Consider the following 25,753-nt stretch of genomic DNA (forward strand, 5'->3'; position numbering starts at 1 on the left):
CAAGGCTTGGTGCGGAAACTGGCGACCCGTAGAGGGGGTGCCTCACCTGGTTCTCGTCCCGTGGTGCCCAATTGGCGGGCAAATGACCGCCAATTCACAACCCTACCATATTTTTGGCTATTTCGGAAGACGTGCTGCAGTGCAAGGCGGCGAATTCGCGCTTCGCCCCTGCGACATTTTATCCTACCGGTAAACGGCCGATGACCGGCCGCCTTGCCGTCTAGTCGCCCTCGCCCGGCTCCGGCGAGAAGTACTTCTCGTACTTGTCCTGCTGCTTAGCCATTTCGTCGGCGTCTTCCGGCGCCGGCTTCTTGGTCGTCAGGTTCGGCCACTCTTCGGAGAACTTGGCGTTCACCTCAAGCCATTTGTCGAGATTGGGCTCGGTATCGGGCTTAATGGCCTCGACGGGACATTCCGGTTCGCACACACCGCAATCGATGCATTCGTCCGGATGGATCACGAGCATGTTCTCGCCCTCGTAGAAGCAATCCACGGGGCAGACTTCGACACAGTCTGTATATTTGCACTTAATGCAAACTTCGGTGACGACGTAAGTCATCTCATCTCACACGTGCTTAGGGATCGGCCGGATCACAAGGGCCGAAAGAGCGACCTTAGAGGCAGCCAGCCGGATGGCCTGCCTATAACACTCGCCGGGTTTGCACAAGGCGTCCGGTGGCCGCTGCAGGAATTCGCAGCCTGCATCGCAATGGTCAGGCATTGGTCGCAAAATATTTCCAACGTGAAGCCTGAAATCAAGAGAAATTGCTAGGCGGTACAGGGCTTTGGCGAGAAGCGGAGAACGGATTTCTCAAAATCCAACGCTTCAGGAGCGAATTCGCTCCGTGATCGAACCCGGTGTCAGGTTTTCGTATAGCCCTGCCACGGCGCTGGGCGGCACGCGCCGCTCAGCTGAATCGATCACTCGTACGACCCAAAGCCTGCCGCCATGGGCACCTGTCAGCACGTCGCCGGGCCGGACGCGGCGGCTCGCCTTTCGGACACGTTCGCCGTTGATGCGGATCTTTCCGGCTTCCACCAGGCTGGTGGCGAGAGTCCGCGTTTTCACGAGGCGTGCGCACCAGATCCACTTATCGAGGCGCTGGCCGTCGACATGCTGGTTGTCGGGACGCGAGCTCTGAGAGGCGCTGTCCTGCACGGAGGCGTCAGTTCCCTTCCGATCCGCGAGACATCATGTTGCGCTTGAGCTGCTCCAGGGCGGCGAAGGGCGAATGTGCCGGATCGGGCGCTTTCTCGCGCCGCTCCCGCGGCGGCCGGTTCGGCTTGCCGTTGTTGCGATTCTGGGGCGGCCGATTGCGCTTGCGCTGGCCTTCCTGCTTGGGGGCGCCGCCGCCCCGGCGGGCGCCGCGCTCCTGAGGACGGTTCTGGGCGCGCCGCGACGGACGCCAGACCTCGTCGAACCGTTCTTCTGGTTCAACGGACGCCTTGGCTTCTGTCTTCTCGGCCGCGACGGGCGAAGGATCGCTCCCCTGGGCCGCGTCGGCGGCCGGTGCCGGCGCTTCCGGCTTCGTCTCTTCGGGGGCGGGCGGAAGAGGAGTCCGCTGGCAGCGGAAGCCGAGGGCCTTCAGAATGGAGGTGAAGTCCTCGCCGGAGCAGCCCACCACGCTCATCAACTCGGGCACGACGCGAAAGCCGCCATCGCCGGTGGCACCGCTCGGCGGCTCGTTGGAGGGCGCCTGCTTCTTCTTCTTGCTGATGCCGGCGCGTTTGGCCAAAGCGTCGGACCGCATGCGGCTGAGCGCGGGTTGCGGCTTGTCCTGCTTGTCGTCGCCCGGTGCAGCTTGGCCGTCGGTTTGAGCGGTCTGGTTGGGGATATCCGCCGCCGTCTCGGTCTGAGCCGCTGCACTGGTTTCGGCAGGCGCTTCGGCTTCCAGTATGGCGGCGGGAGCGCCGTCGGAGGGCTGCGCCTCTGCCATTACCGCAGGCTCGTTCGTTTCGTCTTCCGCCTGAGCCTCGGTGTCCGGCTTCACGGGCTCGATGCCCGCCTGCTCCGTCGGGGGCCGCCAGCTCACCCGCTGGCGGATCATATCGGACAGCCGTTCCAGCATGTCGATGCGTACGGCGCGGGCGCCGGCGACGTGGAATCCTGCGGCGTGCCAGAAGGCGACAGGCACCGATTTGTCGATGGCGACGGAGGTAAGCCCCTGGCTCGGGCGCTCGGGCATGGAATCGGGCGTGATGCCGTGGGCCTCGCCGTCATGAAGGACCCAGAGCAGCAGCAGCAGCTCGGCGGCGTCGGGCTTGAGCAGGGTCGGCACGTAGACGTTGAAACCGCCGAACCGGACGCCGTGCTGGCGGAGCTGCCGGCGGGTCGGCTGGTCGAGGGCGCGGATCTCCTCGGCGAGGGAATCACGGCGCAGTACGCCCAGATTCTCGGTGAGGCGGAACGCGAAGCCTCGGGCGAGCCCCGTAAGGTGCTCCGCCTCGGCGAGGGTCAGGAGCGGGCCGATGCGCGCCTTCAGGTGATTGTCGAGCCAGGTCTGGAGGCGCTTCTCGATCCGCTCGCGATCCGGCGGCAGGAGATGCTCGCCGGCGATCAGCTGGACGCGGGGCTTGAGGGCGGTCTCGCCGCGCTCCAGGCGCGCGATCTCGTCGCCCTTCCAGACGACGCGGCCATGGGGCGTGAGGGCGATCTCCGAATCGGGAGCGTCCGACAGGGCCTGTGCCCGGCTGGTCAGCTCCTGGGCGACAACCTTGCTCGCCGCGTGGCGCGCAGCCTTGCCGTGAATACCCTCGCCCCCGGCGTCAGCGTGAAGAGAAACCCCTGCAACTGGCCGACATAGTGGTTCTCGACCAAAATCTTTCCGTCACTTCCGACCTCCGCCACGAATTCCTCCTTGTCGCGCAGGCGCCGCATCAACACCGATGTCCGCCGATCGACAAAGCGCAGGGCCAGCCGTTCGTGCAAGGCATCGGAAAGCGTGTCCTCTATCTCGCGGCTGCGCCCTTGCCAATACTCGGGATCCTCCAGCCACTGCCCCCGATGAGAGACGAACGTCCATGTCCGAATTTGGGCAAGGCGCGCGGAAAGCGTATCGATATCTCCATCGGTGCGTTCACATCTTTCGATCTGTTGTCTGAACCAGTCTGCCGGAATACGTCCCGTCTCGCTCATCACAAAGCCGTAAAGCGTGGCGATGAGCTCGGCATGGCTGGTGGCCGAGATCTTCCGATAGTCCGGAATCTGGCACATCTCCCATAGCAGACCGATGGCCGCGGGCGCCTTCGCCATGTCGCGGATCTTGGGATCCACGGAGACGTTCTCCAGCGCGATGACATCGTCGACCATGCGGGCGCGCATGAGGCGACGATTGTCCGGCGTGATTCTCAGACTCTCCTTCAACCGGTCGATCGAGCCGTAGTCGAGCTTACGGTTGCGCCATTGCAGTGTGGTGACGGGGTCGAATTGATGATCCTCGAGCTGGGTTACCAACTCCGGATCGAAGGGCGGGACCTTGCCGGTGACGCCGAACGTGCCGTCGTTCATGTAGCGGCCGGCGCGGCCGGCGATCTGGCCGAGCTCCGGCGCGGTCAGGTTGCGATGGACGCGACCGTCGAACTTGCGGATGCCGGCGAAGGCGACGTGATCGACATTCAGGTTCAGCCCCATGCCGATGGCGTCGGTGGCGACCAGAAAGTCCACATCACCATTCTGGTAGAGCGCAACTTGGGCGTTGCGGGTGCGCGGCGAGAGCGCGCCGAGCACAACCGCCGCGCCGCCGCGCTGACGGCGCACCAACTCGGCGATGGCGTAGACCTCGTTCGCCGAGAAGGCGACGATGGCCGTGCGCCTGGGGAGACGGGTGATCTTCTTGTCGGCCGCGTAGCTGAGCTTCGAGAGCCGGGGCCTCGAGACGAGATTGGCACCGGGCAGGAGATCGCGGATCGCCTCGCGCATCGTCGCTGCGCCCAGCAACAGCGTCTCGTTCAATCCGCGGGCGTTGAACAGCCGGTCGGTGAAGATGTGGCCGCGCTCGTCGTCGGCTGCGAGCTGGATCTCGTCGATGGCCACGAAGTCCGCCTCGATATCCATCGGCATGGCCTCGACCGTACAGATGTAATAGCGGGCGTTGGCCGGCTTGATCTTCTCCTCGCCGGTGATCAGGGCAACTTGCGATGCACCGATGCGCGCGACGACCTTGTCGTAGACCTCGCGGGCGAGTAGGCGCAGCGGCAGGCCGATAATACCGACGTCGTGCGCCAGCATGCGCTCGATGGCGAGGTGGGTCTTGCCAGTGTTGGTGGGGCCGAGCACCGCCGTGACGCCCCGGCCGCGCAACGGTGCGCCGCGGCTTGTGGGGCCTGCGGATCTCGGGGCCGACGGAGAACTCATCCTCTCCACCTTTCAGGCTGGGAACGGGGAAATCAAGGTGAATCCCGGAACGGGCCGGGAACGAATCTCGTCCGAATCGCTGACTCTCGCTGATTCCTGCTTCGTTCTTGTGACTCGGGCTGAAAACCGGTTCGGCGTGGCCGCAGGACGTAAAATCGAGGGCCGGCGCGCGAAGAAACAACGGGGGAACAGAGTCGGACCGAATCAGGGGAGTGTTAATCTTCCGGGTCTGTTCCCTACGACATGTAGTGGTTCGAGGGGGGCGCGTTAAGGTCTCGCGTCAGGGGTTAGAGCCGGATGCTTCCCCGGATTGATGGTCGCAAGCGGCGATGCGTTTGAGGAAGAAGGCCTTTTCTTTCTCGTTGTGGGTGAGAGCGGCGGCACGCTCGAACTGGAGCCGGGCTTCGTCCAGCCGGCCCGCTCGGTAGAGGAAGTCCCCCCTTGCGGCGGGCAGGGGTGCGTACTCCCGCAAGGCCGGTTCGTGCTCGATCTCAGCCAGGAGACGCAAGCCCTGTTCGGGACCGAACGCCATGGAATGGGCGATGGCGCGGTTGAGCCCCACAATGGGCGAGGGCATCACCTCGGACAGCACGCCGTAAAGCGCAGCGATGGTTTTCCAATCGGTCTCGGAGGCCGTCCGCGCCTTCGCGTGACAAGCCGCGAGCGCGGCTTGCAGGGCATAAGGCGCGTTGGCGCCGCCAAGGGTTTGAGCGCGTGCCAGCGCATCGAGGCCACGCCTGATCGCCAAATGGTCCCAGCGTCCGCGGTTCTGCTCCGGCAGCGGGATGGGCATCCCGTCGGCGCCTTGACGGGCGGCGAAGCGCGAGGACTGGAGCTCCATGAGGGCGAGGAGGCCGAACACCTCCGCCTCGTCCGGCAGCAGATTGGCCAGGATCCGGCCGAGGCGCAGCGCTTCTGTGCACAGGGCGGGGCGGATCAGCTCGTCGCCAGCCGTGGCGGCGTAGCCTTCGTTGAAGATGAGGTAGATCACCTCGAGCACGGAGCTCAGGCGCTCCTGGCGCTCGGCACCGCGCGGCACCTCATAGGTGACGCCCCTCTCGGCGAGGGTCTTCTTCGACCGGGTGATCCGCTGGGCGATGGTCGCCTCGCCGGTGAGGAAGGCGCGTCCGATCTCTTCAGTGGTCAGGCCTCCTATCAGGCGCAAGGTGAGGGCTGCCCGCGCGTCCCGCGACAGCACCGGATGACAGGCTGTGAAAATCAGGCTCAGGAGCTCGTCGCCGATATCGTCGTCCATGGCCGCCTCGACATCCGGGAGGGTTTCGGCCTCCGAGTCCCGCCCGATCTCGGCATGCTTCTCCGCAATCATCCTGTCGCGCCGGAAGCGGTCGATTGCGCGGCGCTTGGCCGTCGCCATCAGCCAGGCGCCCGGACGGTCGGGGAGTCCCGTGCCGGGCCATTCGGAGAGGGCGGCAAGGAGGGCGTCCTGGGCGAGGTCTTCCGCCAGGCTCACATCGCGGACCAATCGGACCAGGCCGGCAATGAGCCTGGCCCGCTCGATCCGGAAGACCGTCTCGATCGCTTCATGGGTCTCTCGCGCCGCCACCTGTCCCGAGGCGCTCAGCGTTCCAGGGACTTACGGAGATCTTCGTGGCGCTTCAGGGCCTCGGGCGTGCCCATTTCCTCGAAGTCGGACAGCTCGTAGAGAGGCCGGATCTCGATTTCGCTCGGTCCCGGCATGGGGTTGGGGCATCGCTTCACCCATTCCACCGCCTCGGCCATGTCCTTGACCTCCCAGAGCCAATATCCGGCGACGAGTTCGCGGGTCTCGGCGAAGGGGCCGTCGATGACGCTGCGGCTCTTGCCATCGAAGGCAACGCGTTTGCCGTCTTTCGACGGTTTGAGCCCATCGCCGCCGAGCATGATGCCCGCGGCCACCAGCTCCTCGTTGAACTTGCCCATCTTCTCCAAGAGCTGGGCGAACTCCGGGCTGGGATCGAGGCCGGCTTCGGAGTCTTCCGTCGCTTTCACCAGAACCATCACTTTCATCGCAAAGTCTCCTTGGGTTTTGGCGGCTCCGATCAGCCGTCCTGTCCTCACGACGATTGAGGGACGAAGAATTCGACATCACCGACGAAAAAATTCGCAGGCGAAGGAGACGAAAATACGGGGATCGGCGCCGGGAAACCATCCGCGAACGAAGCCTGCACGAATCAGGGGGGTGTTAATCTTCGCGCTCTGTTCCCCGCCGAAAACGGGGCTTTATGCAGGCGCCGTTAACTTTTGCGGGAGCGCGCCGGGAGGCCCGCCTGACCATCAGTCCAGGCTGGCGCGCTTGGCGCCGGAGACCTGAAACGAGGTCGCCGTGGCGACGCCGTAGCCGATGGAGGTCGGAATGGAGACCTTATACGGCACGTAGAGCCCGGTTCCGGCCATGGGGACCATCCAAAGCTCGATCTCTTCCGTGGTGGACAGCATGCGCACCCCGTCATTGGACGGGCGGTGGCCGCTGACGGGCACGTATTTGGCCTTGCAGACGACGGCCGGTCCGGAATAGGCGCCGCCCTTGGGGATCTGCACCACGCGCTTGGGGCTCAGCTTGATATCGAACCGCATGCGGCCGTCGAAGACGGGCACGGTCTGGCGGCAGACATTCAGGTCTCCGCTCGTGTCGTTGGAGCGGGCGAACAGGAAGGCGGCGCTCATGGGATCGAGCGAATTCCTGAGCTGCTTTGCCGTGATCGGCACGGTGTCCGGCTTGGGGTCCTTGCGGGGCACGAGGTCGAGCTCGGTGACCGTGCCCTTGGCGAAGGACATGCGGACCTCTTCGACGGCCTTGCCGCCGCGATAGCTCAGGAGATACTGGGCCGGCTGGATGCCGTCGGACGTGACCCGCCCCGTGCTGGCCGTGGTGCCTTTCCATTTGTAGAGCAGGCCTTCCAGGATCGAGAAGTTGCCCACGCCGGTGGTGCGGTAGGCGGTGCCCTGGATAGTGGTGGTGAGCTGGAAGTCACCCAGGTTGATCCTGGCGAGGTTCACCTGATAGTTGGCCTGGATGGTCGCGTTCTCGGCGAGCGCGCTCTTTTCCGCCTGGGCCGCTCCATCCTGGGCGGCGGCGGGCCATGGGGCGCCGGCGGCGCAGGCGAGCATCGCAAGGCCAATAGAGTAGAAGAATTTCCGGCTCGGCCGCATGGAATTGATTTCCCCGTCTGGTTGCCGCAACGTTGCGACTCACCGCCTAAATTTCAGGCTATTCGCGGCTTTCGTCAATTCCGAGGCGGGGCCATGGTAGAAATCAAGGCTTGCGCGGCTTGACCGCGGCGCGCCATCCCCGTATATCACGGGCCGCTGTCTACGATTTCCGGCGCTGTTGCTTGTTTCAGGCGACGCTTCCGGATCGACGGCTTCCGAACTTACTTGAAGAATAAGGACGAACGCGATGGCCCGCCGTTGCGAGCTGACAGGAAAAGCAGTGCTCACGGGCAATAATGTGAGCCACGCCCACCGCAAGACGAGGCGGCGGTTTCTGCCCAATCTCTGCAATGTCACGCTGCAGAGCGAGACGCTGAAGAAGACGGTGAAGCTGACGGTCAGCGCGTCCGCGCTGCGTTCGGTCGAGCATCGCGGCGGCCTGGACGGCTTCCTGCTGAAGGCGTCCGATGACGAGCTGTCCCTCAAGGCCAAGCGTCTCAAGCGCGAGCTGAAGAAGGCTCAGGTCCCGGAAGCCCAGGCCTCCTAAGACAACGAGGCGACGGGCTCCGGCACGGTCGCCGAAGCTGCCTGTCCCTTCGTCACGGCCGCAAGGCCGAGCCAGTCTACTGCCGCTCAGCTTCATTCAGCGTGAACTGCAGGATCAGGGTGCGCTGAAGCTTCAGGAAATTGTCGTCGGACATGACGGTCAGTACGGTCTGGCCGTCCGTGTCCCGATGGGCGCCGATCGCTTCCATATTGTCGATATTGAAGGCGTTCTGCACCTCCAGCAGGACCTCGCCGCGGAGACCTGCTCCGGGCTCGATCTCCCGCGCCGGCACACGGCGGATCCGCATCTCCATCCCCTGACTCAGGCTTAGCCGCCGTTCGAGAACCGCAAGGTCTCCGCCGGGAAGCACGGTCATGTCGGTGATGGTAAAGCCGCCGATATCCTCCAGGGTCAGCTTGCCCGGTGTGGGGCCTCCGATGATCCAGCCCACGATGGCTCCTTCCGAATCGTGACGCTCCTGGGAGAAGGCCAGGATGCCGCCGGCGGCGGGGCCTGCGCGCAGGACAGTAAGCGCTTCGATGCCGGCATTGCCGTCGAGGGTCCTGTCGGGCAGGGGCACCGAGCCGTTGGGCGGACCGAAGCCGTTTCCGTCGAAGGGGTAGCGGTCGATACGATGATTCACCTCGAAGGCGATATAGGCGTTGCCGCGTCCGGTTCCGGGCTCTTCGAGGGCGAGAGCCTCGGCGTCCCGGCGCGAGAAACTCGAAAGGGGCTTGCTGTCCTTGCCCAGCAGCGGACCGATGGCGGCATTGCTGAGGCCCTTCAGGAAGCGGCCGTCATAGTCGAGATCGGCGCGGAGCCAAGTGCCCGCATCGGAGATGGCGATGAGTTGTCTGCCCGAAGGATCGATGGCGAGAGCCGAGTAGCCGCCGAAGTGATTTGAGTTGGCGTAGAGGTTCAGGCCGCGCCGGAAGACGAGCTTGCCGAAGTTCTTGCGGTCGGGATGGTCGCGATCGAAATCGACAGGGATCGCGGTGATCTCGATCTTCTTCGGGCCGGACAAAGGCGTCCAGGGCTTGCTGGCGATAGCGACGCCCGCGGCGGCGAATGCCGTCAGGAAGCCCGCGGCCAATAGGGAAAGGATAAGCCAGCGACGGCGGAAGCGGCCGCGCGGCTTTGATGCCGACATCCTAATGGGTACGACGCCGTTTGCTGCGGGCGTCGGACGGTCCGTTCCGATGCAGTTCGCGCCAGGTCATGTCCTCATCGAACAGTTCGGCGAGCTTGTCGGTCAGCGCTCCGGCCAGCTCTTCCGCATCGGTGATGGTGACGGCTCGCCGGTAGTAGCGTGTGACGTCGTGGCCGATACCGATCGCGAGAAGCTCCACCGGGGAACGGGTCTCGATCTCCTTGATCACCTGGCGAAGATGGCGCTCCAGATAGGCACCGGAGTTCACCGACAGGGTGGAATCGTCGACCGGCGCGCGTCGGAGATCATCATCAGGATCCGCCGCTGCTCGGGGCGACCCAGCAGGCGGTTATGGGCCCAGGCCAGGGCCTCGCCGTCGATATTCTCCTTCAGCAGCCCTTCGCGCATCATCAGACCGAGATTGCGCCGGGCGCGCCGCCAGGGCGCGTCGGCGGATTTGTAGACGATGTGGCGGAGGTCGTTCAGCCGTCCCGGCAGGCCGGGCTTTCCTGCATTCAGCCATTGCTCGCGGGATTTGCCGCCCTTCCAGGCGCGGGTGGTGAAGCCGAGGATCTCGACTTTCACGCCGCAGCGCTCGAGGGTGCGGGCCAGGATATCGGCGCAGCAGGCGGCGACCATGATGGGCCGTCCGCGCATGGAGCCGGAATTGTCCAGCACCAGGGATACGACCGTGTCGCGGAAGTCCATGTCCCGTTCCTGCTTGTAGGAGAGCGGATGCATGGGATCGGTGATCACCCGGGAGAGCCGGGCGGCGTCGATCATGCCTTCCTCGAGGTCGAAGTCCCAGGCTCGGCTCTGCTGGGCCAGCAGGCGGCGCTGGAGCCGGTTCGCGAGACGGGCCACGGCGCCGTGCAGCGTGTCCAGCTGCTTGTCCAGGAAGGCGCGCAGGCGGCCGAGCTCTTCTGCATCGCAAAGATCCTCTGCGCCTACCACCTCGTCGAAGGCGCGGGTGAAAACCTTGTATCCGAAGCCCTCCGGATCATCGAGGACCGACGAATTGGGCTGGAACATCTCGGCGGGAACCGGTGCCTCCGTGAGCTCTTCTTCGGTATCCGTCCGGTCCGTGGTGGCCTCGTCGCTGACGTCGCCCTCCATGCCGGAGCTGTCCTGCTCGGTCTGCTGGTCCGCTTCGGCTTCGGCACGCTCTTCACCCTGGGAATCCTCTCCCTGGGCCTCGGCCTGATTGGTGTCCCCTTCATCCTCATCGCTTTCCTGAGCCTCGCTCGATTGCTCGTCGAACTGGTCGGATAGGTTGAGGGCGGCTAGGAGATCTCGGGTCAGGCGTCCATATGCCTGCTGATCGAAGATCTCGTCGGCCATGCGATCGATCAGATCTTCGGCGCGCTCCTGGATCCAGGGCCGCCAGGCATTGGCGATGGCCTGGGCCTTGGCCGGCGGCGGCTGGTTCGTCAGGCGCTCGCGAACCAGGAGGCCTAGGGCATCGGCGAGGGGCGCTTCGGATTTGTCGTCACCGTCGCCGAAGCGGCTCTTCTCGTATTTCTGATTGATCTTCGCGGTGAGGTTCTTGGCAACGCCTTCCATTCGCCGGGCGCCGATGGCCTCAACGCGCGCCTGCTCAATGGCGTCGAAGATCGCCCGGCCTTCGCCCGAGCTTGGCACGAGCTTCTTGTGAACGGAGGGATCGTGGCAGGCGATCGCGAGGGCGGCCGCATCGGCATAACCGCGGATGGTCGCGATCTCTTCTTCCGTGGCGACGCGGGAGGGTTCCGGCAGCTTCACCGCCTTGCCGACCTGGGAGGGCTGCTCGGTGGAGAACGAGACCTCCACCTCCTTGTCGTTGGCGAGCGCGCGGCAGGTCATGGACACAGCCCGCTTGAAGGGATCGAGCGGGAGCTCTTTCCGCTTCGGAATGGCCATGGGACTAGCTCAGCGCCACGTTGGCGGTGGATTGGGGCAGGTCTTCGCCGAAGCAGCGCTGGTAGAACTCGGCGATCAGGCCGCGTTCCAGCTCATCGCATTTGTTCAGGAAGCTCAGGGCAAAGGCGAAGCCGACATCGCCGAAGATCTCGGCATTCTCCGCCCAAGTGATCACCGTGCGCGGGCTCATCACCGTGGAGAGATCGCCATTGATGAAGGCGTTGCGGGTGAGCTCGGCGACGCGGACCATGTTGCTGATGGTCTTGCGGCCCTTCTCCGTGTCCCAGCTCTTCACCTTGGACAGGACGATCTTCACCTCGTCGTCGTGGGGGAGGTAGTTGAGGGTCGCCACGATGGACCAGCGATCCATCTGGCCCTGGTTGATCTGCTGGGTGCCGTGATAGAGGCCGGACGTGTCGCCGAGGCCGATGGTGTTGGTCGTCGCGAACAGGCGGAAGGCCGGGTGGGGCCGGATCACCTTGGACTGGTCGAGCAGGGTCAGGCGGCCGGAGACCTCCAGGACACGCTGGATGACGAACATCACGTCCGGACGGCCGGCGTCGTACTCGTCGAAGACCAGGGCCGTGTTGGACTGCAGGGCGTAAGGCAGGATGCCTTCCTTGAACTCGGTGACCTGCTGGCCGTCGCGCAGCACGATGGCGTCCTTGCCGACAAGGTCGATACGGCTGACATGGCTGTCGAGATTGATCCGGATGCAAGGCCAGTTCAGGCGGGCGGCGACCTGCTCGATATGGGTCGATTTGCCAGTGCCGTGATAGCCCTGGATCATCACCCGGCGGTTGTGCTTGAAGCCCGCGAGGATCGCCAAGGTCACGTCGTGATTGAACTGATAGTCCGGGTCGAGATCGGGCACATGCTCGTCGCCCTTGGAATAGGCCGGGACTTCGAGGTCGGTGTCGAGGCCGAAGACCTGCCGCACCGAAACCTCCATATCGGGTAAGGGGGCAGTCTCGCCGGAAGTGTCAAAGGTCATGGGTACTTAAGCGCCTGTATTTCGATGGTTTTCGAGGCTCGTCGGGGGCTGAGCCGTTGGGATAGGGCTGGATCGACGCGCGCTTAGGCGAGCCCTACTTCTCTAAGATAATTATAGGCTTGAATCGCCTCGCGCAACTTGTCCTCGGTCGACCGGTCGCCGCCATTGTGATCAGGGTGATGGCGCATCACCAATTCCTTGAAGCGGGCGCGAATCTCTTTCTTGCTCGCCCCCACCTCCAGGTTGAGCTGGCGCAGGCATTTCCGCTCGGCCTTCATGAGGGGGCGGCCGTTATTGGTGTGCTGGCGCGCCGTCTGCTCCTGGCGGTCCTCGCGGAAAAGATCGAAAGGATCCTGCACCCCGAAGGCATAGGCGTAGGCCTTGGCCGCGTCGGCGTTGGGCTGGCTGGAGCCGCCGGAGGTGCGCTCGCGCATGCCCCAGGTCGGGCGGTGACCTATCACGTCGTCCTTCAGGTGCTGGGCCATCGCCTCGTCGGAGAGGCCCTCGAAATAGTTGTAGGACTTGTTGTACTGGCGAACGTGATCGAGGCAGAAGCGATAGTACTGGCCTTCGCGTCCGCGGCCCTTCGGCGCCGGGTAGAGCCCCCGATCGGCGCAATCCTTCCACTCGCAGCGGGGCCCCGGATCGCGCACCCGGCGGTCCTCACCGGGTTTCACGCGCAGCCTGTCGAAGAATTTTGAATCAAGCTTCATAGTGGCCATTATGGGAAGCGGTTCGGTACAGAACAAGAATGGCTCGGACGTCCCGCCCGCGGTATACTGACCGGTGAGGACGGATTGGCCGGGCCATTCCCAAGAGAGTCAGATTCGGAGCGGCAAGACACGCATTTATGACCATCGAGAACGCAATCAAAGAAAAGTTGACGAAGGCCTTCTCGCCGGCAGGCATGCAGGTGGTGAACGAGTCCCATATGCACGCCGGGCATGCGAGCTCGCCGGGCACGGGCGAGAGTCACTTCGCCGTGGTGGTCGTTGCCGATGTCTTCGAAGGCAAGTCCCGGCTGGAGCGCCACCGCATGGTCAACGAGGCCTTGGCGGAGGAGCTGGCTGGCGGAATCCACGCGCTGGCGATCCGCGCCATGACCCGTCCGGAGTACGAGGCGGCGCGGGAAGCGGCGGCAAGCTGAGCTTCGGCCCATCCGCTTTTTGGCGGTTCTGAACGGGTCGGAATTTTTATTTTCATCTCTGGGTTTTGCCATCGGAACCGCGACGACCGGTCGTCGGTTCTTGTCGCGCTCGCTCATCATGAGCGGGGTCATCGAAAGGCAAAGGCCATGAACAAGGATCGTGCAAAAGGTTCGGCCAATCAGGCCAAGGGAAAGCTCAAGGAAGCCGCCGGCAAGGTCACCGGCGACACCAAGCTGAAGGCCGAAGGCAAGGCGGACCAGGCCAAGGGCAAGGTCCAGAGCGCCGTCGGCGGCGCGAAGGATGCCGTCCGGGGCCGCTAGCGCTCTCTCCAATCGGTAGTTGTGATGCCGCGTCTCGCGGCAAGGACGGCGTCACCCTGTGGCGCCGTTCTTCTGTTCGTCCGCATCCGGGTCGGGAAGCGGGATCACCTTAAGCAGGGTCAGGCGGTTTCGCTGGCGGCGGAGCACCTCGAATCGGTAGCCGTGGAAGGTGAAGGCCTGGCCCGCGTTCGGGATGGTCTGGGCCTCGTGGATCACCACGCCGGCGATGGTGGTCGCCTCCTCATCGGGGATGTCCCATTCCATGAGCCGGTTCACGTCGCGGATCGGCACCGAGCCTTCGACGATCACCGAGCCGTCGGCCTGCGGCCGCGCGGCGGTGCTGGCGAGATCGGTCTCGTCGGTGATGTCGCCGACGATCTCTTCGATGATGTCCTCCAGGGTCACCAGGCCCATCACCTCTCCGTACTCGTCGACGACGACGGCGAAGTGCGCCTTTCGCTTCAGGAAGGCGTTGAGCTGGTCCTTTAGGGACGTCGAGTCGGGGACGAACCACACGGGATTGGCGAGGGCCACCACATCGATCCTGGATGAATCGCCATCGGCCTCGCGTAGCGCCCGCAGCAGCGTCTTGGCATGCAGGATACCGATGATCTCCTCGGGCTTGTCGCGCCACAGAGGAATACGGGTATGGGGGCTTCTGAGAGCTGCGTCGACGATCTGGTCGGTGGGCAGGTCGGCGTCGATCGTGTCCATGTTCGTGCGGTGGACCATGACGTCTTCGACCGAGAGATCGCGCAGATCGAGCACGCCGCCCAGCATGTCACGGTCGAGCTTCACCACGCCGCCTTCCTTGTGATGCAGCTCGATGGCGCCGCGAATTTCCTCATGGGCGGAGAGCACGTCCTCGTCGGCTCCGATGGAGGTGCCGAACAGACGCAGGACCGCGCGCACGAGAACCTGCATGGCCGCGGTGACCGGGGCGAACAGCACAACGAAAACGTTCACCGCAGGCGAGAAGGTGAGGGCGAAGCGTTCGGGGTTCGTGAAGGCCAGGGTCTTCGGTAGCACCTCGGCGAAGATCAGCACCAGGGCGGTCATCACGATGGTCGCATAGACCACGCCGGTTTCGCCAAACAGGCCGATGAAGAGGCTGGTGGCGAGGGCCGAGCCGGCGATGTTCGCCAGATTGTTGCCGAGGAGAATGGCGCCGATCAGCCGTTCCCGGGTCTGGGTCAGGCGCGCGACCAGCGCGGCGCGCGTATCGCCGTCCTGCTCCAAAGCATGAATGCGGGGCCGGGAGACGGCGGTGAGCGCGGTTTCGGAGGCCGAGAAGAAGGCCGAGGCCAGAAGTAGGACGAGGATTGCCCCAAGGGTGATGGAGAAGCCGAGGATCATTGGCTGCCGCACTCTCGTTTCAGGAAGTCGGTTAGGTCGTCCATGTCGATATCGCGCTCCAGATAGGCACCGCCGATGCCGCGGGTCAGCACGAGGGCGAGCTGACCGGCCTGCACTTTCTTGTCCTGGGCCATCAGGCGCAGCATCTCGCCTGCGCTCGGGCCACCGCCCTCGATGTGATTGATCGCGGTGGGCAGGCCGACCAGGTCGAAATGGCGCTGGACGCGGTCGGCGTCCTCGACCGGGCAGAGCTCCTGCTCGGTGGAATAGCGGAAGGCGAGGACCATGCCGATGGCGATCGCTTCGCCGTGGAGAAGCCGGTCTGAAAAGCCGGCATAGGCTTCGAGCGCGTGGCCAAAGGTGTGGCCGAGATTGAGCAGGGCGCGTGCGCCGCTCTCTTCCTTTTCGTCTTCTTCGACGATGGCCGCCTTGGCCTTGCAGCTCGTCGCCACGGCATGGAGGCGCTGTTCCGGCTCGCCGCTCAGCACGGCGCGCCAATTGTCGCCGAGCCATTCGAAGAACTCTGGGTCGTTGATGAGTCCGTATTTGACGATCTCGGCATAGCCGGCGAGGACCTGCCGTTCGGGAAGCGTGCCCAGAACGTCGAGATCGGCCAGCACGAGGGACGGCTGATGGAAGGTGCCGATGAGGTTCTTGCCCTGGGGTGTGTCGATACCGGTCTTGCCGCCGACGGAGGAGTCGACCTGGGCGAGGAGGCTGGTCGGCATCTGCACAAGATTGACGCCGCGGCGGAGGATCGAGGCGGCGAAGCCTGCCAGGTCGCCGATCACGCCGCCACCGAGAGCGATGACGCAGTCGCCCCGCTCGACGCCGAGCTCGAGCAGCCGCTCGCAGACGGTCTCAAGGGTAGCAAAGCACTTGCTGGCTTCGCCGGGCTTGACCACGACCTCGCCCAAGAACAGGCCCTGTTCCTGGAGGTTGCGCTTCATGTCGGCCAGATGAAGCGGCGCGACGTTCTCATCGCTGACCACGGCATAGCGGGCGGCCGGAAGCAGATCGTCGAGGCGGAGGGCGGCGCTCGCCAGCAGATTCTCGCCGATGACGATCTCGTAGCTGCGCTTGCCCAAGGTGACGGGGATGGTCGTCTCGACCTTTGCGTCGGACGATGCGGACAAAGATTCAGCCATTACTTTCCTTCGGGAGTCTGCTCGCCGTGTCGCGAGTCTTTTCCGGAAAACAGATGCTCGTCGAGCATGCCGACGATCTCGCCGACGACCGTATCATGGGGGGCATCCTTGGTGTCGACCACCAGATCGGCCTGGGCGTACACGGGGTAGCGCTCGTCCATGAGCCTTTTCATGGTTTCCCTCGCGTCGCCTGTTGCGAGGAGCGGACGATGGCTGCGTCGGCGCACCCGCTTCATGAGAACGGGCAGCTCCGCGCGCAGCCAGATAGACAGGCCTGACTCGGCCACTCGGTTCCGTGTCTCGGAATCCATGAAGGCGCCGCCCCCGGTGGCCAGGACCTGCGGACCGCTGGTCAGCAACCTTGCGATGACCTTCCGCTCGCCGTCCCGGAAATACGCCTCGCCATGATCGGCGAAGATCTCCTGGATGCTCTCGCCGGCCGCCACCTCGATCTCGTGGTCGGCGTCGGTGAAGGGCAGGCCGAGGGCTCCCGCAAGGCGTTTGCCCACGGAACTCTTGCCAGCGCCCATGAGACCGATCAGAACGAGGCTCCTGGCGCCCAGCGCGGCGCGGATCCGCTCCGAACGCGGGTCGGCGTCGTCTGCTTTCGGTTCTTGTTTGGGGTCTTGCCGGGGGAGGCTCATCGGGCCGCATGCGGCGGTCGGGCCGCCATCCTTCCTTGTAGGCGCGGAAAGTTTCACAACTTGCCGCTGCTGACAACGGGGTTCGCAGAGGCCAGAATAACGCTCCCGCACGCGAGAGTCATAATCGCGCCGCCTTCAGCGGCCAGACACGCAAACGACAAGAGGTTCGGCCAAATCCGCTATGCCAACACTGTTTCGCCTTCTCACCGTTTTGGCGCTGATCGTCGGAACCGTGGCCGGCAGTCTTTACGTGCTGGCGGAATACTTCCAGCCAACCCCGAAGGAAATCACCAAGCCTTTGCGCAATGTGGAAGTGCGGAGCGAACAAGACGCCAATGCAGGTGAATAGGTTCGGCTGCGGCGCCCTGGTCGTGGCAGGGGTCGTGCTTTGTGCGTGGTTGGGTCCGGCGAGCGCCCAGGTCGAACGGCGGTCGCTGGCCCCGCTCGACGTGCCCCAGGATCAGATGCCTCGAGAGCAGATGCCCCGGACACCGGCCCCCGCGCAGCAGCAGGGTGGCGGGCAGAATTATGGTGGGCCGCAGGAATACGGCCAGCCGCAACAACAGCCTCAAGGGCAGACCTTCGACGGCTACGGTCAGCCGCCGGCAAATGGCGGTGGTTACGGCGACGGTCAGAACCAGTACGGGGGGCAAGACCAGTACGGCGGTCAAGACCAGTACGGCGGTCAGGGGCAGTCCCAAGATCAGTATGGCGGTCAACAATACGGCGACCCGGGCGCTCCAACGTCTCTGACGCCGCCGGGCCTGGACGGGCCGAGCTACCAGCAGGAGCCCGCCTACGGAGAGCAGCCTTCCGGTCAGCAGCAATATTCCCAGCCGACCTACGATGGCCAGCCAGGGCCGTCTTACGGCGATCAGCCGGGCATCTACGGCGATTCCTCAAGCTCTGCGCCGCAGGCGTCCTACGGGAATCCCTCCAATGAACAATCCCCCATGCCGGCCGGCGTTTGGCAGGATGTCGACCCGCAGGAGATCCAGCGGCTGCTCACCGAAGCGAAGCTGCCCTCCTCTTCTCCGGTGCTCTCCACGCTGATCGCCCGGGCGCTGGCCGCCGATCCGCCGCAGGGCGGGCAGGAAACGGCCTTGCGCGTCTCCGCGCTGGAGCGGGCCGGGCGCGCGGCGGAGATCGCCGAGCTCCTGGGGCCGGCATCCCAGTCCGGCGATCCCGGCATTTCGGCCCGCTACGGTCTGGCGCTGCTGGCGGCGGGGCGCGATCAGGAGGCGTGCGGCGTCAATCTCGGACAGGTGCCGCCATCGGCCCGACCCGACAGCGCAGTGACCCAGGCGGCGCTGCTGATCCCCGTCTATTGCGCGGCGCTGCAAGGCGATGCCCAGGGGGCTGCGCAGATGCTGCAAGCCGCCGAGCAGAGGGGCGTGAAATCGCCGGTCGCCTCGGCGGTGATCGGGCAGATCTCCCAGAATCGGCAGGACCGGCCGCCGGTGCCCGGAACCCTGGACGTTCTCGACTATGTGTTCCTTCGGTTGGGCAAGGTGGCGTTGCCGGCCTCCCTTGCGGAGTCCGCCAACCCGACGCTGCTCTACCGTATCGCCCGGGATTCGGAGATTTCGCCGGAGCTGCGCCTCGCCGCGGCTGAGCGGGGCGCCGCGCTTCACATCATCGACGGGGCGATACTCCGGGAGGCCTACGAGCAGGCCGCGCCGCAGCTCGGCAAGGAAGCGAGCGCGCCTTATGCGCTGCGGGCCAAGCTGTTCGCCAATCTGCAGAAGGCGCCGTCCGCGGCCTATCGGGCGGAATCCATCGATGCCCTCCTGGCGAGCGGCAAGGACGCCGGCATCGAGTTCGAGCTGGCTGAAGCCATGGCGCCGGAGAATGCGAAGCTCGCGCAAGATCCATCCGCCGCCAAATTCGCCGAAACCGGCGTGCGGGTGGCGATTCTGGCCGGCGACGATCAAAGCGCGTGGGAATGGATCGAGCGCGGCGGTCAGGCGGCCCGAAGCTGGCCGCTCCTGGTGGCGGTGGGCGATCCGTTCAGCCCCCGTGCGGGCGCGGCGTTGAATTCCGGCGCCGAGATCGCCTCCCAGACCGGGCTGCCCGGTCCGGTCCTGCACCGGCTGATCACGGTGCTGGATGCCCTGAACTACGACGTGCCGATCCCCCTTTGGGATATGGCGAGCAAGTCGGAGCAGCCTTCGGACGGATATTTGCCGGAGCGCGGTGTGCTGACCGATCTGCAGAAGGCGTCCGAGGACGGCGAGGTCGGCAAGACGGTGCTGCTGGTGGCGGCTGCGCTGGGGCCGGACGGGCCTGCCGGCGCAAACCTTCTCGCTCTAGGCGATTCCGTTCGTGCGCTGCAGAAGGTGGGGCTCGATGCCGAGGCCCGCCGGCTCGGCTTCGAGGCGCTTTACCCGCGCTGGCCGTTCCACGGAAAGGCGTGAGCGCGATGGGCGCCGTCTCCGACCAGGATGTGCGCTCCTCGGAGCTGAAGCTCTTCCTCGATATGCTGATGGCTGAGCGGGGCGCAGCGGCTCACACGATCACCGCCTATACGACAGATCTCGCGGCGTTCCTCGCTTCGCCAAGGGGCGCGGGGAAGACGCGCTTTCGGTGACGCCCGATACGATACGCGCCTTTCTCGAGCGGCTCGCAAAAGATGGGCTGGCGGCGACGAGCCGGGCGCGCAAGCTCTCGGCGATCCGGCAGCTCTTCCGCTTTCTGCTGTCGGAAGGCCTGCGGGACGACGATCCGTGTTCGGCCATCGACAGTCCGAAGCTCGGCCGGCCCCTGCCTAAGATATTGTCGCTATCGGAAGTGGAGACCCTGCTCGAAACGGCGCGCGAAGGTGTGAGCGCGGCCCAGTCCGATGCGGAGCGGCGCCGTGCCTCGCGGCTCTATGCCTTGCTGGAGACGCTTTACGCCACGGGCTTACGGGTTTCCGAGCTGATCAGCCTGCCCCGCAATGTGCTGCTGGCCGACGATCGGGTGCTGACGATCACGGGCAAGGGCGGACGGGAGCGCCTGGTGCCCCTCAACGAAACGGCGCGCCAGGCGATTGCCGGTCACCTCTCGGAGCTTGCCACCGACCCGGCACTGAAGGGCTCGCCCTGGCTGTTTCCGGCCCAGAAGGCGAGCCAGCATCTGACGCGGCAGCGTTTCGGACAGGAGTTGAAGGGGCTTGCCGCGGCCGCGGGGATCGCGCCATCGCGGGTTTCGCCCCATGTGCTGCGGCACGCCTTCGCCAGCCATCTGCTGGAGCGGGGCGCGGATCTCCGGTCGGTTCAGCAATTGCTGGGACATGCGGATATCTCGACCACCCAGATCTACACTCATGTGATCGAGGAGCGCCTGAGGCGGCTGGTGGAGGAGCACCATCCTCTCGCGAAGCGCTGAAGAGCCGCGGGCGGATAACCCTTTCCTCAGATAGTTTCGCCTCGCCGGCCTTGGGTCGGTTGACACAGTTTGGCCATCGGGCCACTTAAAAAGGCGAAGCTGCGGGCCGCGGGGCGGTCCCGCGGCCTCAACGACGTCCGGAGACGCCATTTGAGTAATATGCGCACCTATCTCGATTTCGAAAAGCCGATTGCGGAGCTGGAAAGCAAGGTCGCCGAACTGCAGGCCCTTGAGGACGGCGACGATTCCGCAGTCTCGATTTCCGAAGAACTGAGGACCCTGGAGACCAAATCCAGGGAAGCGCTGGAAGAGACCTACGCCAAGCTCACGCCCTGGCAGAAGACCCAGGTGGCGCGCCATCCGGAGCGGCCCCACTTCATGGATTACATCCATGGGATGGTGGACGATTTCACGCCGCTCGCCGGGGACCGGCTGTTCGCCGAGGATAATGCGATCATCGGTGGCATCGGCCGGCTGAAGGGGCGCTCGGTCATGGTGATCGGCCATGAGAAGGGCTCGGACACCGAGGGCCGTCTGAAGCATAATTTCGGCATGGCGCGTCCCGAGGGCTATCGCAAGGCCCAGCGTCTGATGGGGATCGCGGAGCGCTTCAAGCTTCCCGTGGTGACCCTGGTCGACACGGCGGGCGCCTATCCCGGCATCGGCGCGGAAGAGCGCGGCCAGGCCGAGGCGATCGCCCGGTCCACGGATACCTGCATGGGCTTGAGCGTGCCCATCGTTTCCGTCGTCATCGGCGAGGGCGGCTCGGGCGGCGCGGTGGCCATTGCCACGGCGAACCGTATCTTCATGCTGGAGCATTCGGTCTACACGGTCGCTTCGCCAGAAGCGGCGGCCTCGATTCTCTGGCGGGATTCGGCCCGGGCCATCGACGCGGCGACCAATATGAAGATCACCGCCCAGGATCTGCTGGAGTTCGGCGTCATCGACGGAATCATTCCGGAGCCCACGGGCGGCGCCCATCGGGACAAGTCCGCCGTGATCGCGGCCGCCGCGTCCCGGATCGACGAGGCCCTCTCGGAGTTCGTGGGCAAGTCGAGCGACCAGATTCGCAAGGATCGGCGCCAGAAATTTCTCGCCATGGGGCGCGGATAGCCCTCCGCCGGATCTCGGCGGGCGCGGCGGAAAGTTAACCAACTCCCTGATTGCGTTAACGTTTTCTCCCTAAAGCAGCCGCTTTTTTAGTCTAGTTAAAGAGGCTATACTCGTCAGGCTGAGTATGGGGGAAAGCGGCGTGGGGGACACTTGCCGCTAACTTCGCCTTAACCTTGCGGGTTCGATCTTCCGGGACGGGATTTTCCGGGTTCGATGTGTCTCGACATCGCATCCAGGGGCACTGCTTGCGTATGCTTCGTTTGTTTTCGGCAAAGACTCTGCTGGCGGCCTTCCTTTTGTTTGCCGTTGCGGAGCTTGGCGGCTGCGGCCAGTACTCGCCGGACTACATGAAGCCGATGTCGCCCGAAATGCGAGCGCTGCTGGCCCAGAAGGGGATGCGCGAGCAGGCGCCGATCACCATCCGCATCTTCAAGGCCGAGAATATCCTCGAGGTCTGGAAGCAGCGGGATGACGGCCACTACTACTTCCTGAAATCCTATCCGATCTGCAATTTCTCCGGCGATCTCGGGCCCAAGCTGAAGCAGGGCGACCGCCAGGCGCCGGAAGGGTTCTACATCGTGGCCAAAGACCAGATGAACCCGCGCAGCCACTATCATCTGTCGTTCAATATCGGCTTCCCCAACGCCTACGACCGGGCGTGGGGCCGCACCGGCAGTAACATCATGGTGCATGGCGACTGCAAGTCGGTCGGCTGCTACGCGATGACGGACGGGGTTATCGAGGAAATCTATATCCTGGCGCGCGAGGCGTTCGCGGGCGGACAGGATTATTTCATGATCCAGGCCTACCCCTTCAAGATGACCGCGGCCAACATGGCCAAGCATAGCGGCAGCAAGTGGTACGGCTTCTGGCAGAACCTCAAGCAGGGCTACGACTACTTCGAGGCGACCCAGCAGATCCCGGAGATCCAGGTCTGCAATCGCAGCTATCTGATCAACGCCGTGTTCAACAATCCGCAGGAACGGGCGGACCCTTCGCGGCCATGCCCGGCCTTCCGCCGCCTGCCCATGCGGCCCTTCTCGCCGAGACCCGAGCAGACGGCGGTGAATCAGTCGTCGATCAAACCGCTGGGGAGCTCTCTCGGGCTCGCCTTTGGGCCGCGCAAACCCACCTACCACATGTTTACGCTGGGTCCGGCCGAGACCGGTTCCGTCTCCCAAGCCGAATAATTCGTTCTCTATACGAAGCTGAGGTTCCGACAGCGCGCAGGATTGCGTCGTGAGGAACCCGTCTTCTCATTGCGGTTCGCCGTTTGCCAGCGATGGAGCTTTCTGGCTCAAAATCTGTGCTCATTAAGACACAGTGATCGTCAGGCTCGGTCCGCGCTTCAAATTCCCATTGAATTCCCATGACTTACCGAGCGACCCTGCATGCCTCGAACGGAATCAAACAGCTGCAATCAAACAACATTGCGAGCTCAGAAAGCGCGAAAGAGGCAGGGAAACGACCCCTGCGGCTTAAGGGGGGCGCTTTTGGCGCGCGTCAGGGGGGAGTGTGACAGGGTGGGATAATGGGGCGATCAGGAGTTGCCGCTTCCTCTTCCGCGTTGCTCTCGCTGGCTCTCTCGCGGTCGGCGCCACAAGCTTGATCCCACCTGCCGAAGCGGCCGTCTTCAACGTCTCAGATGAGGGGGCTTTGACCGCCGCCATCAACGCTGCGAACAGCAATGGCGATACGTCCAACACCATCAACCTGGCGTCCGATATCGCGCTGACCGCCCCCCTTCCCGTTCTCAACACATCCGCCGGCAAGCAGATCACGATCTCGGGCGCCGGCCACACTGTCGACGGTCAAGGCGCTCAACGCATCTTCTTCGCCAACACCGGCGACGTCGTCATCGAGAACGTGACGCTGGCAAACGGTCTGGCCAAAGGCGGGGACGGCGGAACGGCTAATGCGCCGGGCGGCGGCGGTCTTGGGGCCGGCGGAGCGCTATTCGCGCGTGGCGATCTCGACGGCCATTCGGCAGCGAACGTAACGCTGCGCGGCGTCGAATTCGCCGACAACGCCGCGCAAGGCGGCGATGGCGGTAATACCGTAACAGGATCGGTACACGGTGGCGGTGGCGGCGGCCTCGGCGGCGATGGAGGCTCCGGGGCTACAGGCAATGCCGGAGGCGGACATGGCGGCGGCGGCGCATTCGCGGGCCAGGTCGGACAAACCAGCACCTCATCCACCGGCGCCGATGGCGGCGGACCGAATGGCGGAACTGGGGGGGCATTCGGCGCAAACGGTCAACCGGGCGGTGAACTCTCAGGTGGCGGCGGTTCGGGCAGCGGCGGCACTACGGGTGGAACCGGCGGTGTCGGCGGCGGCGGCGGCGGTGGCGGAAACGGCGCATCCCCAAGCGGGACAGGCGGGACAGGCGGCTTCGGTGGCGGCGGTGGCGGTTCGACAGGCGCGGGGGGCGCAGGCGGCTTCGGTGGCGGTGGCGGTGCAGCCACTCTTCTCGACGTTGGTCCTGGAGGCTTCGGCGGAGCCGACGGTGAAAAGGCCGCCGGTGGCGGAGGCGCCGGAATGGGCGGCAGCGTCTTCGTCATGGAGGGGGCGACGCTGACCGTCGAAGACGGTCTCAGTCTAGATGGAGGCAGCGTCTCAGGCGGTAATACCCCAGGTGCGCAAGGCGGTTCGCATTCGGTGGTGGCTTGTTCCTGCAGGGGAACGGGACGATTACTTTCCAACCCGGCGCCGGAGAAACCCAGGCCATCGCCGATGATATCGCGGACCAGACCGGCGCCGGCGGCACAGGCGCCGAAGCCGGCAGCTATGCCCTCATCAAGGATGACGACGGAACGCTCGTGCTGTCCGGCGACAACAGCTATTCCGGCGGGACCACGGTCCAGGACGGCACGCTGAGCCTGCAATCGGACACGGCTGCCGGTATCGGCACCATCACCACGACCGGATCCGTCATCGACTACGGCAACGGCGTCACGATCGCCAACGCGATCGATGTCGACTCCAACAGCACCCAGCTTCAGGTCTTAGCCGGCACCGCGACCCAATCCGGCGATATCACCGAGACCGGCTTCGCGCGGCCTGTCGAAAAAATCGGCGGCGGCACGCTGGTCCTGAGCGGCACGAATACGTTTACCGGGACGACGGCAATTACGGCGGGTACCCTGCGGCTTGTGAATGGTGCTGCGGTCTCCGACAGCAGCAATGTCGTGATTTTCGGTAGCTCCAGGCTGGACCTGGCCGATGGAGAGACGGTCGGCTCCCTGACAGGTGTGGCATCGAGCACCGTCACGCTCAACGGAAACACGTTGATCACGGGCGCCAGCAACGTGACGACCGAATTCTCGGGCGAGATTTCCGGCAGCGGCGGCGTCACCAAAACGGGGGCCGGCGCTTTTACCCTTTCGGGGACCAACAGCTTTACCGGGCCCCTGACAATAAATCAGGGCTTCGTGGTCGCCGATGGCGGAACGGCCATCGCGGATTCTGTCAGCCTGCGTGTGAACGGCGGCACATTCCAAGCCAACGATTCGGAGACCATTGGATCGCTCGCAGCGCCGGCGCCGTCCGGATCGCAGGCGGCGAGAGCCTCACCACGGGGTTTGACAACAGCTCGACAACATTCTCCGGCGCGATCCAGGACGCCGGCGGCAACGGCGGCGGTCTCATCAAGATCGGCGATGGTGCGCTGACGCTGGCAGGCACCAATACCTATACGGGGCCGACGACGCTGAGATCGGGGACACTCGAAATTGCCGAGGGAGGCTCGATCATCAGCTCATCGACGGTCAGCGGCGGCACGTTCATCGCCAACGGCACGTCCGGCGATGTCACGGTGAATGCCGGCAGATTGATCGGCGGCGGCACTGTGGGGAACACGGTCATCAGGAATGGCGGCACGATCGCGCCCGGCAATTCCATCGGCACCATCAGCGTCGCAGGCGCCGTCACCTTCGCTTCGGGCTCCACATACGAGGTCGAGGTCGATGCGGCGGGCAACTCGGACCGGATCGATGCGACGGGCACCGCGACGCTCAATGGCGGGCGGGTCCAGGTGCTGGCTCAGAGCGGAACCTACGCCCCTGCCACCAGCTATACGATCCTGCGTACTGGAGGCGGAGTGAGCGGCACCTTCGACGACGTGACGAGCAACCTCGCGTTTCTGGACCCGACGCTGCTTTACGATACGAACAACGTCTATCTCATGTTGATCAGGAACGATGTCTCGTTCACCGGACCCGCGCGCACACCCAATCAGCGCGCGGTAGCGAATGCACTCAGCGATTTCCCCATCGATAGTGCGCTTTATGTTGCGGTGCTGAACCAGACAGCGGCCAGCGCACGGCAGGCCTTCGATGCCCTGTCCGGCGAGATTCATGCGAGCGTTGGCGGCGCGCTCTTGGATGAAGGCCGGCATGTGCGCGATGCGGTGATGGGGCGTCTGGTCCAGGCATCTTACGGTGGGACTGGCCTCGGGGCCGGTGGACCGCAATCGACCCAGACGGCGGGGGCCAATCCCGCTGCCAACATGATGATGCTGGGCTACGGGTCGAAGGATCTGGGCTCGGATATGGCGCCGCTT

24 protein-coding genes and 3 pseudogenes are annotated in these 25,753 nt (G+C 64.7%); 12 read left to right on the forward strand and 15 right to left on the reverse strand.

Translation table 11 applies throughout. The features are described from left to right. Positions 1–220: 220 nt before the first annotated feature. The 3 genes from fdxA to A7A08_RS17485 all read right to left on the reverse strand — a co-directional run bounded on the left by fdxA (position 221) and on the right by A7A08_RS17485 (position 2,279). Positions 221–559, reverse strand: coding sequence for a ferredoxin FdxA (gene fdxA, locus A7A08_RS14615; RefSeq protein ID WP_069096207.1), 339 nt, complete (start codon positions 557–559; stop codon positions 221–223). Positions 560–826: 267 nt separating this feature from the next. Continuing rightward, positions 827–1,159, reverse strand: a complete 333-nt coding sequence (locus tag A7A08_RS14620) for an RNA-binding S4 domain-containing protein (RefSeq protein ID WP_069096208.1) — start codon at positions 1,157–1,159, stop codon at positions 827–829. A 7-nt stretch (positions 1,160–1,166) separates the two neighbouring features. Further along, positions 1,167–2,279, reverse strand: a complete 1,113-nt coding sequence (locus A7A08_RS17485; RefSeq protein ID WP_342586699.1) for a hypothetical protein — start codon at positions 2,277–2,279, stop codon at positions 1,167–1,169. A 30-nt stretch (positions 2,280–2,309) separates the two neighbouring features. Between A7A08_RS17485 and A7A08_RS17490 the strand changes: the two genes are divergently transcribed. Beyond that, a complete protein-coding gene (locus A7A08_RS17490) occupies positions 2,310–2,804 on the forward strand; it encodes a hypothetical protein (RefSeq protein WP_342586700.1) in 495 nt (164 codons plus the stop codon). A gap of 110 nt (positions 2,805–2,914) precedes the next feature. Here the strand turns inward: A7A08_RS17490 and A7A08_RS17495 are convergent. From A7A08_RS17495 to A7A08_RS14640, 4 genes and pseudogenes are all read right to left on the reverse strand, one after another. After that, positions 2,915–4,354: pseudogene (locus A7A08_RS17495) on the reverse strand (helicase-related protein); the annotation flags it as partial. 280 nt (positions 4,355–4,634) lie between these two features. Then, a complete protein-coding gene (locus tag A7A08_RS14630; RefSeq protein WP_069096209.1) occupies positions 4,635–5,918 on the reverse strand; it encodes an RNA polymerase sigma factor in 1,284 nt (427 codons plus the stop codon). 14 nt (positions 5,919–5,932) lie between these two features. Beyond that, positions 5,933–6,361: a YciI family protein gene (locus A7A08_RS14635; RefSeq protein WP_069096210.1), complete on the reverse strand. Its 429-nt coding sequence runs from the start codon at positions 6,359–6,361 to the stop codon at positions 5,933–5,935. Between the two features lie 267 nt (positions 6,362–6,628). Continuing rightward, positions 6,629–7,504, reverse strand: a complete 876-nt coding sequence (locus A7A08_RS14640; protein WP_069096211.1) for a DUF3108 domain-containing protein — start codon at positions 7,502–7,504, stop codon at positions 6,629–6,631. Between the two features lie 247 nt (positions 7,505–7,751). On the opposite strand from A7A08_RS14640, the gene rpmB reads away from it, so the two are divergent. Beyond that, the gene (gene rpmB, locus A7A08_RS14645; protein ID WP_069096212.1) at positions 7,752–8,051 is read left to right on the forward strand and encodes a 50S ribosomal protein L28; all 300 of its coding nucleotides are present in this window, start codon (positions 7,752–7,754) and stop codon (positions 8,049–8,051) included. Between the two features lie 76 nt (positions 8,052–8,127). Here the strand turns inward: rpmB and A7A08_RS14650 are convergent, their stop codons facing one another. From A7A08_RS14650 to A7A08_RS14665, 4 genes and pseudogenes are all read right to left on the reverse strand, one after another. Further along, positions 8,128–9,201: an esterase-like activity of phytase family protein gene (locus tag A7A08_RS14650; protein ID WP_069096213.1), complete on the reverse strand. Its 1,074-nt coding sequence runs from the start codon at positions 9,199–9,201 to the stop codon at positions 8,128–8,130. 1 nt (position 9,202) lies between these two features. Continuing rightward, positions 9,203–11,100: pseudogene (cobT, locus tag A7A08_RS14655) on the reverse strand (cobaltochelatase subunit CobT). 4 nt (positions 11,101–11,104) lie between these two features. Further along, the gene (cobS, locus tag A7A08_RS14660) at positions 11,105–12,094 is read right to left on the reverse strand and encodes a cobaltochelatase subunit CobS (protein ID WP_069096214.1); all 990 of its coding nucleotides are present in this window, start codon (positions 12,092–12,094) and stop codon (positions 11,105–11,107) included. Positions 12,095–12,177: 83 nt separating this feature from the next. After that, positions 12,178–12,807 carry a J domain-containing protein gene (locus A7A08_RS14665; RefSeq protein ID WP_069096215.1) on the reverse strand — a complete coding sequence of 210 codons (630 nt, stop codon included), beginning with the start codon at positions 12,805–12,807 and terminating at the stop codon, positions 12,178–12,180. A gap of 137 nt (positions 12,808–12,944) precedes the next feature. Between A7A08_RS14665 and A7A08_RS14670 the strand changes: the two genes are divergently transcribed. Beyond that, complete coding sequence (locus tag A7A08_RS14670; RefSeq protein WP_069096216.1) at positions 12,945–13,241, forward strand: BolA family protein; 297 nt, start codon at positions 12,945–12,947, stop codon at positions 13,239–13,241. Positions 13,242–13,388: 147 nt separating this feature from the next. Then, a complete protein-coding gene (locus A7A08_RS14675; protein ID WP_069096217.1) occupies positions 13,389–13,562 on the forward strand; it encodes a CsbD family protein in 174 nt (57 codons plus the stop codon). Between the two features lie 51 nt (positions 13,563–13,613). Here A7A08_RS14675 and A7A08_RS14680 read toward each other — a convergent pair whose 3' ends face one another. From A7A08_RS14680 to A7A08_RS14690, 3 genes are read right to left on the reverse strand one after another with little or no spacing between them, the layout of a single operon-like run. Further along, positions 13,614–14,918, reverse strand: coding sequence for an HlyC/CorC family transporter (locus A7A08_RS14680; protein ID WP_069096218.1), 1,305 nt, complete (start codon positions 14,916–14,918; stop codon positions 13,614–13,616). Next, positions 14,915–16,066, reverse strand: a complete 1,152-nt coding sequence (aroB, locus tag A7A08_RS14685; RefSeq protein ID WP_069096219.1) for a 3-dehydroquinate synthase — start codon at positions 16,064–16,066, stop codon at positions 14,915–14,917. The genes A7A08_RS14680 and aroB overlap by 4 nt, the downstream gene beginning before the upstream one ends. Beyond that, positions 16,066–16,710: a shikimate kinase gene (locus A7A08_RS14690; RefSeq protein WP_069096220.1), complete on the reverse strand. Its 645-nt coding sequence runs from the start codon at positions 16,708–16,710 to the stop codon at positions 16,066–16,068. The genes aroB and A7A08_RS14690 overlap by 1 nt, the downstream gene beginning before the upstream one ends. A gap of 181 nt (positions 16,711–16,891) precedes the next feature. Between A7A08_RS14690 and A7A08_RS16070 the strand changes: the two genes are divergently transcribed. The 7 genes and pseudogenes from A7A08_RS16070 (at position 16,892) to A7A08_RS14730 (ending at position 24,863) form a co-directional block, all read left to right on the forward strand. Continuing rightward, a complete protein-coding gene (locus A7A08_RS16070; RefSeq protein WP_141694026.1) occupies positions 16,892–17,059 on the forward strand; it encodes a histidine kinase in 168 nt (55 codons plus the stop codon). Then, positions 17,046–19,127, forward strand: a complete 2,082-nt coding sequence (locus tag A7A08_RS14695) for a hypothetical protein (protein ID WP_069096221.1) — start codon at positions 17,046–17,048, stop codon at positions 19,125–19,127. The genes A7A08_RS16070 and A7A08_RS14695 overlap by 14 nt, the downstream gene beginning before the upstream one ends. A 5-nt stretch (positions 19,128–19,132) precedes the next feature. After that, positions 19,133–20,079 (forward strand): annotated as a pseudogene (locus A7A08_RS14700) (site-specific tyrosine recombinase XerD). 159 nt (positions 20,080–20,238) lie between these two features. Continuing rightward, positions 20,239–21,192: an acetyl-CoA carboxylase carboxyltransferase subunit alpha gene (locus A7A08_RS14705; protein ID WP_069096222.1), complete on the forward strand. Its 954-nt coding sequence runs from the start codon at positions 20,239–20,241 to the stop codon at positions 21,190–21,192. A gap of 251 nt (positions 21,193–21,443) precedes the next feature. After that, positions 21,444–22,382: a L,D-transpeptidase family protein gene (locus A7A08_RS14710; RefSeq protein ID WP_069096223.1), complete on the forward strand. Its 939-nt coding sequence runs from the start codon at positions 21,444–21,446 to the stop codon at positions 22,380–22,382. Positions 22,383–22,797: 415 nt separating this feature from the next. After that, positions 22,798–24,069, forward strand: coding sequence for a hypothetical protein (locus A7A08_RS17220; RefSeq protein WP_169823024.1), 1,272 nt, complete (start codon positions 22,798–22,800; stop codon positions 24,067–24,069). After that, on the forward strand, positions 24,012–24,863 hold the full coding sequence (locus A7A08_RS14730) for an autotransporter-associated beta strand repeat-containing protein (protein ID WP_169823025.1): 852 nt from the start codon (positions 24,012–24,014) through the stop codon (positions 24,861–24,863). Before A7A08_RS17220 ends, A7A08_RS14730 begins: the two co-directional genes overlap by 58 nt. Before the next feature lie 19 nt (positions 24,864–24,882). Here A7A08_RS14730 and A7A08_RS16400 read toward each other — a convergent pair whose 3' ends face one another. Beyond that, the gene (locus tag A7A08_RS16400; protein ID WP_169823026.1) at positions 24,883–25,056 is read right to left on the reverse strand and encodes a hypothetical protein; all 174 of its coding nucleotides are present in this window, start codon (positions 25,054–25,056) and stop codon (positions 24,883–24,885) included. On the opposite strand from A7A08_RS16400, the gene A7A08_RS16405 reads away from it, so the two are divergent. Next, positions 25,040–25,753 (forward strand): autotransporter outer membrane beta-barrel domain-containing protein (locus A7A08_RS16405; protein WP_169823027.1); only part of this gene is annotated, 714 nt, incomplete at its 3' end. The genes A7A08_RS16400 and A7A08_RS16405 overlap by 17 nt on opposite strands.

It is taken from the genome of Methyloligella halotolerans (genome assembly GCF_001708935.1).
Lineage (GTDB): Bacteria > Pseudomonadota > Alphaproteobacteria > Rhizobiales > Methyloligellaceae > Methyloligella > Methyloligella halotolerans.

Coding starts and splice junctions, on each gene's coding strand:
- rpmB (WP_069096212.1), top strand. CDS start 7,752: ATGGCCCGCCGTTGCGAGCTGACAGGAAAAGCAGTGCTCACGGGCAAT.
- A7A08_RS14665 (WP_069096215.1), bottom strand. CDS start 12,807: ATGAAGCTTGATTCAAAATTCTTCGACAGGCTGCGCGTGAAACCCGGT.
- A7A08_RS14710 (WP_069096223.1), top strand. CDS start 21,444: ATGCTTCGTTTGTTTTCGGCAAAGACTCTGCTGGCGGCCTTCCTTTTG.
- A7A08_RS14650 (WP_069096213.1), bottom strand. CDS start 9,201: ATGTCGGCATCAAAGCCGCGCGGCCGCTTCCGCCGTCGCTGGCTTATC.
- A7A08_RS14675 (WP_069096217.1), top strand. CDS start 13,389: ATGAACAAGGATCGTGCAAAAGGTTCGGCCAATCAGGCCAAGGGAAAG.
- A7A08_RS14695 (WP_069096221.1), top strand. CDS start 17,046: ATGCAGGTGAATAGGTTCGGCTGCGGCGCCCTGGTCGTGGCAGGGGTC.
- A7A08_RS16400 (WP_169823026.1), bottom strand. CDS start 25,056: ATGACCGTGTTCCCCACAGTGCCGCCGCCGATCAATCTGCCGGCATTC.
- A7A08_RS14635 (WP_069096210.1), bottom strand. CDS start 6,361: ATGAAAGTGATGGTTCTGGTGAAAGCGACGGAAGACTCCGAAGCCGGC.
- cobS (WP_069096214.1), bottom strand. CDS start 12,094: ATGACCTTTGACACTTCCGGCGAGACTGCCCCCTTACCCGATATGGAG.
- A7A08_RS14690 (WP_069096220.1), bottom strand. CDS start 16,710: ATGAGCCTCCCCCGGCAAGACCCCAAACAAGAACCGAAAGCAGACGAC.
- A7A08_RS14680 (WP_069096218.1), bottom strand. CDS start 14,918: ATGATCCTCGGCTTCTCCATCACCCTTGGGGCAATCCTCGTCCTACTT.
- aroB (WP_069096219.1), bottom strand. CDS start 16,066: ATGGCTGAATCTTTGTCCGCATCGTCCGACGCAAAGGTCGAGACGACC.
- A7A08_RS14670 (WP_069096216.1), top strand. CDS start 12,945: ATGACCATCGAGAACGCAATCAAAGAAAAGTTGACGAAGGCCTTCTCG.
- A7A08_RS16070 (WP_141694026.1), top strand. CDS start 16,892: ATGCCAACACTGTTTCGCCTTCTCACCGTTTTGGCGCTGATCGTCGGA.
- A7A08_RS14705 (WP_069096222.1), top strand. CDS start 20,239: ATGCGCACCTATCTCGATTTCGAAAAGCCGATTGCGGAGCTGGAAAGC.
- A7A08_RS14640 (WP_069096211.1), bottom strand. CDS start 7,504: ATGCGGCCGAGCCGGAAATTCTTCTACTCTATTGGCCTTGCGATGCTC.
- fdxA (WP_069096207.1), bottom strand. CDS start 559: ATGACTTACGTCGTCACCGAAGTTTGCATTAAGTGCAAATATACAGAC.